At 74.5% G+C, this 9,736-nt stretch carries 7 protein-coding genes; all 7 read left to right on the forward strand.

Going from position 1 to position 9,736, the window contains the following annotated elements; all coding sequences use genetic code 11:
• The first annotated feature begins 70 nt into the window (after positions 1–70).
• The 7 genes from D7Y11_RS07815 to cheB are packed head-to-tail and all read left to right on the forward strand — an operon-like array spanning position 71 to position 9,725.
• Positions 71–463: a response regulator gene (locus D7Y11_RS07815; RefSeq protein WP_120577128.1), complete on the forward strand. Its 393-nt coding sequence runs from the start codon at positions 71–73 to the stop codon at positions 461–463.
• Positions 460–2,532: a chemotaxis protein CheA gene (locus tag D7Y11_RS07820; protein WP_126933372.1), complete on the forward strand. Its 2,073-nt coding sequence runs from the start codon at positions 460–462 to the stop codon at positions 2,530–2,532. The genes D7Y11_RS07815 and D7Y11_RS07820 overlap by 4 nt, the downstream gene beginning before the upstream one ends.
• On the forward strand, positions 2,529–2,975 hold the full coding sequence (locus tag D7Y11_RS07825) for a chemotaxis protein CheW (protein WP_120577126.1): 447 nt from the start codon (positions 2,529–2,531) through the stop codon (positions 2,973–2,975). Before D7Y11_RS07820 ends, D7Y11_RS07825 begins: the two co-directional genes overlap by 4 nt.
• Positions 2,956–5,499: a methyl-accepting chemotaxis protein gene (locus tag D7Y11_RS07830; protein WP_120577125.1), complete on the forward strand. Its 2,544-nt coding sequence runs from the start codon at positions 2,956–2,958 to the stop codon at positions 5,497–5,499. The genes D7Y11_RS07825 and D7Y11_RS07830 overlap by 20 nt, the downstream gene beginning before the upstream one ends.
• On the forward strand, positions 5,496–7,862 hold the full coding sequence (locus D7Y11_RS07835; protein ID WP_120577124.1) for a HEAT repeat domain-containing protein: 2,367 nt from the start codon (positions 5,496–5,498) through the stop codon (positions 7,860–7,862). Before D7Y11_RS07830 ends, D7Y11_RS07835 begins: the two co-directional genes overlap by 4 nt.
• Before the next feature lie 13 nt (positions 7,863–7,875).
• A complete protein-coding gene (locus tag D7Y11_RS07840) occupies positions 7,876–8,697 on the forward strand; it encodes a protein-glutamate O-methyltransferase CheR (RefSeq protein ID WP_120577123.1) in 822 nt (273 codons plus the stop codon).
• Positions 8,694–9,725: a chemotaxis-specific protein-glutamate methyltransferase CheB gene (gene cheB, locus D7Y11_RS07845; protein WP_126933373.1), complete on the forward strand. Its 1,032-nt coding sequence runs from the start codon at positions 8,694–8,696 to the stop codon at positions 9,723–9,725. Before D7Y11_RS07840 ends, cheB begins: the two co-directional genes overlap by 4 nt.
• The last annotated feature ends 11 nt before the right edge of the window (positions 9,726–9,736 follow it).

Here is a 9,736-nt window from a genome sequence, read left to right on the forward strand (position 1 = left end):
CGCCGGATGACTCATTTCTTTCAGCGGATCGGAATCGATCTAGCTTGGCCGGTCGTTTCCAGAGGACGCCATGCCCGAGGTACTCGTCGTCGATGACAGCAAGGTGATGCGCGACATGGTGGTCGCCTGCCTTCGGCCCTATCCGGAGAGCCACTTCACCCAGGCGTCCAGCGGGTTGGAGGCCATCGAGCAGCTGTCGCTCAAGCCGTACGACCTGCTCGTGCTGGACCTCAACATGCCGGACATCGGTGGCATCGAGGTGGTGGAGTTCGTGCGCGGACAGGACCACCTGCGCAACCTGCCCATCATCATCGTCACCACGCGTGGCGACGAGGCGTCCCGTGAGCGCGCGTTGCAGGCCGGCGCGGACCGCTTCATGACCAAGCCCTTCACGCCGGACTCCATCCAGGGCGCCGCCCGGGCCCTTCTGGAGAAGACCCCGGCCGAGGCGCCGCGCGGGTGACGGGAACCGGGGAGTTCGCGGAGTTCCTCCCCGCGTACCTGGCGGAGGCGGATGAGCTGCTTGCCTCCGCGCAGAAGGACCTGCTCGCGGTGGAGGAGGCCGTTCGCAAGGGGCAGGCCCAGCCCCGCGCGGTGCGCGAGTTGTTCCGCGCGCTGCACACGCTCAAGGGCCTGTCCGCCATGGTGGACGTGGAGCCCGTCGTCTCCGTGGCGCACTGGATGGAGGCGTCGCTGCGGCTGGCGGATCAGGCCGGCGGCCGGCTGCCCGAGTCCAGCGTGGAGCCGCTGGTGGAGGGCTTGCGCGCCATCGAGCTGCGCGTGCGGCAGCTGGGCGCCGGGAAGACGGCGTCGCCCGCGCCCGCGAACCTGCTGGAGCGGCTGGAGGCGCTGGGGCCGCAGGTGCGGGACGCGGCCCCCAAGCGGTCCCGGCCCGTGAAGCTGGACGCGGAGGCCGCGTTCGCCTCCCGCCTGACCCCGTCCGAGCGCGAGCAACTGGAAGGCGGGCTCGCCGGAGGCCAGCGCGCGCTGCGGCTGGACTTCGTGCCCTCGTCGGAGCGCGCCGCGAAGGGCCTCAACATCAACACCGTGCGCGAGCGCGTGGCGAAGCTCGCGGACATCGTGAAGGTGCTGCCCCTGTCCGGCGCCGCCGCGGGGGGCGCGTCGCTCGCGTTCGCGCTGCTGCTGATCACCCGCGCGGAGGACGTCGTGCTGCTGGACGCCGTGGGCGGTGCTCCCGCCACGGTGCGCTCGCTGGAGGCCGCCGGACCCGCCGAGCCGGCGCCCGAGGACGGGGTCCCGGTTGGCGCGGAGGGCGCGCCCGGTCCCGCCGTCCTCGAGGAGGAGCTGGACGAGCCGGAGGTGCGCCGGGGCGGTGGCCTGCTGCGCGTGGAGGTGTCCCGGCTGGACGAGGCCATGGAGTGGCTGGCGGCGCTCGTGGTCAACCGCTCGCGGCTGACGCGCGCGGTGGCGGCGCTCACCCAGGCGGGCGCGCCCACGCGGGAAATCACCGCCATCCTCCAGGAGAACGGCCGGCAGCTGCGCGACCTGCGCTCGGCCATCCTGCGGCTGCGCATGGTGCGCGTGGGTGACGTGCTGGAGCGGCTGCCCCTGCTGGTGCGCGGCCTGCGCCGGGCCACGGGCAAGGCGGTGCGGCTGGAGCTGGACGTGGGCGACGCGGAGCTGGACAAGGCGGTGGCGGACCGGCTGCTGCCCGCGCTGGTGCACCTGGTGCGCAACGCCGTGGACCACGCGCTGGAGTCCCCCGAGGAGCGCCAGGCCGCGGGCAAGGCCCAGGAAGGGCTGGTGCGCCTCGGCTGCCATGCGCGCGCCAGCGGCCAGCTGGAGCTCACCCTGCGCGACGATGGACGCGGCGTGGACGCGAAGGCGGTGGCGAAGGCGGCGAACGCCCCCGTGCCGGACTCCGCGGACGCGCTGCTGGACCTCTTGTGCCGGCCCGGCCTGTCCACGCGCCAGGAGGCCACGCGCACCAGCGGCCGGGGCATGGGCATGGACATCGTGCGCCGCATCGTCGTGGAGCAGCTGGGCGGCGAGCTGCTCATGGACACGCGCAAGGGCGTGGGCACCACCTTCACCCTGAGCGTCCCCCTGACGGTGACGCTGATGGACGCCATCGTCTTCGAGTGCGCGGGCCGCCGGTACGCGGTCGCGGTGGGCACCGTGGAGGAGCTCATCGACGTGGCGGGCGTGGTGCGCCCCGCGGGCGCGGACGGCATCGGGCTGGTGCAGCGCCGGGGCGCGGCGGTGCCGCTGGTGTCGCTGGTGTCGCTGCTGGACGCGACCGGGGACGCCAGCGCGGCGGGCCAGGGCGCCAAGGCGCTCATCGTGCGCCAGCGCGGGGAGCCGGTGGCCTTCGCGGTGGACCGGCTCGTGGGACAGCAGGAGATCGTCCTGCGGCCGTTGGAGGATCCGCTCGTGCGCGTGCCTGGCGTGGCCGGCGCCACGGACCTGGGTGACGGCCAGCCCACGCTGGTGCTGGACCTGGGCGCGTTGGGCGCGGCGCGCGCGGGCCGCCGCAAGCGTGCGACCAGGGCAGGGGAGTGGGTGTCATGAACGTGCTGCACGTGCTGTTCAAGGTGGACGGGACCGAATACGCGATGCCCGCGGCGGACGTGGTGCAGATGGAGTCCTTCACCGGCGCGACGCCGGTGCCCGGGGCGCCCGCGCACGTGGCCGGCCTGGTGCAGGTGCGCGGCCGGGTCATCCCGGTGGTGGACGCGCGCGCCCGCTTCGGGCTGCCGGCGGGGACGCAGTCCCTGGATTCACGGGTGGTTGTGGGGCAGCTGGGCGAGCGCACCGTGGGGCTGCTCGTGGACAGCGCCCGCGAAGTGCTGAAGCTGGACCCCCGCACCATCCAGCCGCCCCCACCCATGGTGGTGGAGGGCGCGAAGGGGTTCGTGAAGGCCGTGGCGCAAGTGGGCCCCCGGCTGGTGATGCTTATCGATTTCCCCCGGGTGGTGGGGGAGGAGGCGGCGGATGTCGACGGACAACGGTAACAGCGTGCGCAAGCTGGAGGACGCTCGCGCGCTGGCGGAGCGCGCCTCGCTCCAGGTGGCGGAAGGCGTGGGGCTGGTGAAGTCCACCGAGCAGCTGGCGACGCGGCTCGCGTCCGCGGGCAACGACCAGGCGGCGGCGGGCGAGCAGGTGCGGATCGCCATCGAGTCCGTGGCCGCGCAGGTGGAGCAGACGAGCACCGCCGTGCAGTCGCTGGTGCGCAGCCAGCTGTCCGCGGGCGAAGCGGCGAAGGGCGTGCAGCAGGAGGCGGAGACCAACGCGGCCACGATGCAGGAGGTGACGGCGTCGGTGTCCGGCGTGCGCAAGGACGCGGGCTCGCTCGCCTCCAGCGCGGACGTGACGGCCTCCACGCTGGAGGAGGTGGCGCGCTCGGTGAAGGGCGTGAGCGCCAACGCGGAGGACCTGGCCGCTTCCAGCGAGGAGTTGCTGGCGAGCATGCAGGAGATGACCGCCACGGTGGAGGACCTGGTGTCGCGCAACCAGACCAGCGCCGCCACCACGGAGGAGGTCGCCGCCACCATTGAAGAGATGTCCAAGGGCATCACCCGGCTGGCCGCGGACGCGCAGGGCGTGGGCGAGCGCATGGGCCAGGTGTCCGGCGCCGTGGTGTCCCTGGGCAAGACGCTCCAGGACGTGGTGCGCGACGCGGCCGCCATGGCCTCCAGCGTGGAGGATACGGCCGCCACGTCGGAGCAGGTGGCCCGCAGCGTGCGCGGCGTCGCCGAGCACACGCGCACCCTGGAGGCGAGCGCCGTCACCACCGCGTCCACCGTGCAGGAGGTGGCCGCCAGCGTGGAGGAGGTGGCCGCCACCGCGGAGAAGAACGCCGCCGTGGTGGACGCCAACGCGGCCACCATCGAGCAGCTGTCCCGCTCCGCCCAGGCGGTGGCCCGCGGGGCGGAGAGCATCAACGGCCTGGCGTCCACCAGCGCCACCGCGTCCTCGCAGCTGGAGTCCTCCACGCGCCGCGCGGCGCAGCTGACGGAGGAGGCGCGGCTGGCCGCGGAGCGCGTGGGCACGAGCGCGCGCGAGGGCGGCGCCACGGTGGGGCGCTCCATCGCGGGCTTCGGCCGCATCCGCCAGTCCATCGTGGAGTCGTCCGGGGTGATGAAGGAGATGGGCCGGCGCGCCGAGGAGATTGGCGACATCGTGCAGACCATCAACCTCATCGCGGACCGCACCAACCTCCTGTCGCTCAACGCCAGCATCGAGGCGGCGCGCGCGGGTGAGCACGGCCGCGGCTTCGCGGTGGTGGCGGAGGAGATTCGCGCCCTGGCGGACCGCGCGGCGGCGGCCAGCAGTGACGTGGCGAAGATTGTCCGGGGCCTCCAGACGACGGCGCGCGAGGCGGCGGTGGCCACCGGTGAAGGCGTGCGCGCGGCGGACGAGGGCGCGGCGCTGGCGGGAGAGGCGGAGCGCGCGCTGGGCACCATCCTCAAGGGCGTGGACGAGCTGGGCTCGAACGTGCGTGAGGCGTCGCGCGCGTCGGCGGAGCAGGTGCAGGCGGTGCAGGCGCTGGTGCATGCCACGGCGAAGGTGAGCGAGCAGGGGCGGCTCATCGCCGCGTCCGCGGTGGAGCAGGCGCAGGCCGCGCAGGCGCTGACCCAGGGCGGCACGGAGATGCGGCGCATGGCGCGGCAGACCACCCAGGCCACCCAGGACCAGGCCAAGGCGCTGCGCGACGCGGTGCGCTCCAACAACCAGCTGACGGAGGTGGCGGAGAAGGTGTCGCGCGCCATGCAGGAGCAGGCCCAGGCCGCCACGGACCTGGCCCGGGGCGCCGCGCAGATGCGCCAGCTGGTGCAGGGCGTGAGCGCCGCGGTGATGACGCAGGGCCAGCAGGTGGGGGCCCTGGGGGCGACAGCGCAGGAGGTGGCGTCCTCCACGCAGCGCACGCTCACCGGCATCTCGGAGCAGGCCAAGGCCGCGCAGGAGGTGACGAAGGCCATGGAGGCCACGCGCAAGGAGGTGGCCCAGTCCACGCGCGCCATGTCGGAGCAGGCCCGCGCGCTCAAGCAGGGCGAGCTCGCCAGCCGTCAGGTGGCCACCCTGGCCAAGGAGGTGACGCGCGCCACGGACGAGCAGGCCCAGGCGCTCACGAGCCTGGTGCGCGGAGCGGAGGAGGTGCGCCGGGTGGCGAAGACGACCGCGCGCGCGCTGGATGAGCAGACGGACGCCCTGTCCCTGCTCACCCTGTCCGCCGCGAAGCAGGCCACGGGCGTGGCGGCGGTGGCGAAGGCCGCCCTGGACCAGGCCACGATGAGCGAGCAGCTGGGCCGGTCGGTGGAGGACATGCGCATCCGCGCGAAGGAGATCGCCGGCACCACGGCGGAGCAGGCGCGCGCCATGGCCGTCACCGCCAAGGAAGTGAAGGAGGTCGCGGGCCGGCTGGGACAGCTGTCGCGGCTGAACGGAGAGCAGGTGGAGGGCTTGAGCCACCTGAGCGGCCTGTTGGGCGCCACGGAGCCGGGGACGTCCCGGAACACGCGGGAGCAGTCCACGTGAGCAGCACGACCGCGAAGCACCCGTTATCGTTGTCCGCGGAGGACCGCGCCCGGGTGGAAGAGGTGGACCAGCTGGCGCGCCGGGGCCCGGCGAGCCTGCCGGTGCTGGTGAACGGGCTGGACGCGCCGTCGTGGGCGGTGCGCCGCGCCGTGGTGTCCGCGCTGGCGCGCCTGGGCTCCGCCGCGGTGGAGCCCCTGTGCCAGGTGCTGTGCCACCGCCGGGACAACGAGGCGCGCATCGCCGCGGCGGTGGACGCGCTAGTGGCCGCCACCGGCGACGTGGAAGGCCCGGTGGAGCTCCTGGGGGACGACCCCAACCCGGCCATCGTCTGTGACGCCGCCCAGGTGCTGGGGCGCCGCCGCAGCCGGCGGTCCGTGCCGCTCTTGTCGCGGCTCATCGTCCACCCGGACGACAACGTGGCGGTGGCCGCCATCGAGGCGCTGGGCCGCGTGGGCGGCGGCGCGGCGGTGGACGCGCTCCTGTCCTCGCTGGGCAGCGGCAACTTCTTCCGCATCTTCCCCGCCATCGACGTGCTGGGCCGCTCGGGCGACCCCACCGTCGTGCCGGCGCTGATGGCGCTCTTGTCCGACCCCTTCTACGTCCTGGAGGCGGCGCGCGCGCTGGGCCGCACCGGCCAGGAGGCCGCGGTGCCCGCGCTGGTGGGCCTGCTCCAGCGCGGCAACGACGCGGTGGTGCGCGTGGCGGCGGTGGCGCTCGTCGAAATCCACGACGCGCAGGTGCAGCGCTTCGGCGGCGCGCGCACGGTGCCGTCGGTGCTGCGCTCCAGCTCGTCGGAGCCGCACCCCACCGGGCGCCGGCTGGCCCAGGTCATCGCGGGCGCGGACGCGGGGGAGAAGACCGCCGTCGCGCGCCTCTTGGGCTGGGTGGGCGGCGCGGACGCGGCCACGGGGCTCTTGAAGCTCCTGGACTCGCAGGACCTGGGCGTGTCGCGCGCGGCCGCGGCGGCCCTGGGCGAACTGGGCGCGGAGGCGGACGCGCAGATTCTTCAGGCGCTGCGCGAGGGTGACAGCTCGCGCAGGCGGGCGCTGCTGCCTTTGGTGGGCAAGCGCTCCGCGGCGGTGCCGGACGTGCTCCTGTGCCTGGAGGACCGGGACGCGACGGTGCGCGCGCTGGCGGCGGAGACGCTGTCGCGCATCGGCGACACGTCCGCGGTGCCGGCCCTGTTCGCGCGGCTGGCGGACGAGGACCCGCGCGTGTCGCAGGCGGTGGTGGGCGCCATCCAGTCGCTGGGCAGCGAGACGACGGAGACCCTGGCGCTGGAGGCGGCGCGCTCCGCGGACGCGCGCCAGCGGCGGGCGGCGCTGCGCATCGTGGCGTACTTCGGCTACCCGCGCGGCCTGGACGCGCTGCTGTTGGCCATGCGGGATCCGGACGAGCGGCTGCGCGACGCGGCCATCTACGGCCTGCCCTTCATCGACGACCCGCGCGCGGTGGACGCGCTGCTGGCCGCCGCGAACCACGAGTCGGAGCGCACGCGCGCCACCGCCATGCGCGCGCTGGGCCAGACGGACAAGCAGGCGCGCATCACCTCCACGCTGCTGGGCGGCTTGAACGACCGCGACCCGTGGGTGCGCTACTACGCGTGCCAGTCGCTGGGGAAGCTCAACGAGGAGGCCGCCGCGGACGCCATCGTCGCGCTGGCCAACGACGACGCGGGCCAGGTGCGCGTGGCGGTGGTGGACGCGCTGGCGCACATGCACACGGAGAGCGCCATGGCGGCGCTGCGCCGGGCGGCCTCGTCAGCGGACGCGGACGTGCGCCGCGCGGCCCTCCTGGGGCTGGGCGTGGCCCGGCGGCCGGACGCGCTGCCGGTGCTGCTGGAGGCGGTGCACTCGGAGGACCCGGCCACGCGGCTGGTCGCCCTGTCCGCCGTGGCGGAGTACGACGCGCCGGAGACGCTGCCCGCGCTCCTGCGCGCCGCCGGGGACCGGGATGACAGCGTGCGCAGCGCGGCGGTGGGCTTCCTCGCCACGCGCACGGGTTCGCATGCGACGCAGCAGCTGGTGTCGCTGCTGGGCGACGTGATGCTGCGCGAGCAGGTGGTGTCCGCGCTGGCGCTGCCCGTGGAAGGGCGCCTGCCCGGGCTGATGGCGGCGCTGGAGGCGGCGGACGACTCGACGGCGCCCCTGCTGGTGGCGGCGCTGGCGCGCATGCGCCGGGCGGACGCGAAGGCGGCGCTGATGCAGTCGCTCATCGGCGCGAGCCCCGCCGGACGCCGGGCCTCCGCGCCCGCCGTGGCGGCGCTGGGCACGGTGGAGGCACGCGAGGCGCTGGACAAGGCGGCCCACCGCGACGAGGACCCCGAAGTGCGCCGCGCCTGCCTGCTGGCACTGGGGCGCTAGGACACCCACGGCCATGAGTGCGCTGCCGCTGTCCCCGCAGGTCCTGGCCATCCTCTCGATGCTCATCGAGCAGCGCTCGGGCCTGCACTACGGGCCCGAGGACCGGGACCTGCTGGCGGAGAAGCTGTCCACCCGGGCACTGGATGCCGGGTTCGACTCGCTGCTCGACTACTACTACTTCCTCCGCTACGACCCGAAGGGGCCGGAGACGCTGGCCTCGCTGGTGGAGGCGCTGCTCGTCCACGAGACGTACTTCTTCCGCGAGCCCCAGGCGCTGGAGGTGCTGGTGGACGAGCTGCTCGTTCCGGAGGTCCGCGCCGGCCGCAAGCCCCGGGTGTGGTGCGCGGCGTGCTCCACCGGCGAGGAGCCCCTCACGCTGGCCATGCTCCTGGACTCGCGCGGCGTGCTGGGGGACGTGTCCATCCTGGCCACGGACCTGAGCTCCAAGGCGCTGGAGCGCGCGAAGTCGGGAGAGCACAACCTGCGCTGCCTGCGCGCGCTGCCCCCGGGCGTGATGGGGCGCTGGCTGACCATGGTGGACGGCCGTCCCCGCGTGCGGCCGGACCTGATGGCCCGGGTGGAGTGGCGGCAGCTCAACCTGGTGGACACGGAGGGCTACCCGGAGCCGGGCAGCTGCGACGCCATCCTCTGCCGCAACGTGCTCATCTACTTCCAGGACGACACCGCGCGCCGCGTGGTGGACAGCATCACCCGGACGCTGCGGCCCGGAGGGCACCTGGTGGTGGGCACCTCCGAATCCCTGATGCGCTTCGGCACGGCGCTGCGCTGCGAGGAGCGCCGCGGCGCGTTCTTCTACAGCAAGGCGGACTCATGACGTTGCGCGTGCTGGTGGTGGACGACTCGGCGTTCGCGCGCAAGGTGCTGCGCAAGGTGCTGTCGGAGGCGGAGGGGCTGGAGGTGGTGGGCACCGCGCGCGACGGCCTGGACGCGCTGGAGCGGGTGGCGGAGCTCAAGCCGGACGTCATCACCCTGGACCTGGTGATGCCGTCGCTGGACGGGACGGGCTTCCTGCGCGCGTTGGCTGGCATGCCGGACGCGCCGCGCGTGGTGGTGGTGAGCAGCGCGGGCACGGACAGCGAGCTGGCGGTGGCCGCGCTCCAGGCGGGCGCGGTGGACCTGGTGCACAAGCCCACGGCGCTCGCCACGGACCGGCTCTACGAGCTGGGCGCGGAGTTGGTGGAGAAGGTGCGCATCGCGGGGCGCGCGGTGCCGCGCTACCAGCAGGAGCTGGCGGAGACCGCGGACGCCCCGCCTTCGAAGCCCCTGCCCGCGACGTCGACGAAGCTGCTGGCGGTGGGCACGTCCACGGGCGGGCCGCAGGCGCTGACGCGGTTGTTGTCCGCGCTGCCCAGGGACTTTCCGGCGCCGGTGGTGCTCGCGCTGCACATCCCCGCTGGCTACACGGAGGCCGTGGCCAAGCGGCTGGACTCGCAGAGCGCGCTGGAGGTGGTGGAGGCGAGCGACGGCATGGAGCTGGTGCCGGGCCGCGCGGTGCTGGCGCGCGCGGGCCACCACCTGAAGGTGGCGCGGCACGGGGCGCTCAACCTGGCGCGCCTGGACCGCCATCCGCTGGGCACCCCGCACCATCCCTCCGTGGACGTGCTCTTCCAGAGCGTGGCGGAGGTCTGGGGGCGGGACGCGCTGGGGCTGGTGCTCACCGGCATGGGCGAGGACGGGCTCCAGGGCGCGCGGGCCCTGCGCGCCGCGGGGGGTGTGGTGCTCACGGAGGCGGAGTCCTCCTGCGTGGTGTACGGCATGCCGCGCGCGGTGGCGGAGGCGGGCCTGTCCAACGGCAGCGCGCCGCTGGAAGACCTGGTGCCCCTCATCTCGCGCTTCGTCTGACGGGCGCGGGG

Origin of the sequence: Corallococcus sp. AB018 (assembly GCF_003986945.1) — a bacterium.
GTDB lineage: Bacteria > Myxococcota > Myxococcia > Myxococcales > Myxococcaceae > Corallococcus > Corallococcus exiguus.

Bases quoted from the DNA above. Each gene is read 5' to 3' on its own strand.
- D7Y11_RS07840 (WP_120577123.1), top strand. From the start codon at position 7,876: ATGAGTGCGCTGCCGCTGTCCCCGCAGGTCCTGGCCATCCTCTCGATG.
- D7Y11_RS07825 (WP_120577126.1), top strand. From the start codon at position 2,529: ATGAACGTGCTGCACGTGCTGTTCAAGGTGGACGGGACCGAATACGCG.
- cheB (WP_126933373.1), top strand. From the start codon at position 8,694: ATGACGTTGCGCGTGCTGGTGGTGGACGACTCGGCGTTCGCGCGCAAG.
- D7Y11_RS07815 (WP_120577128.1), top strand. From the start codon at position 71: ATGCCCGAGGTACTCGTCGTCGATGACAGCAAGGTGATGCGCGACATG.
- D7Y11_RS07830 (WP_120577125.1), top strand. From the start codon at position 2,956: ATGTCGACGGACAACGGTAACAGCGTGCGCAAGCTGGAGGACGCTCGC.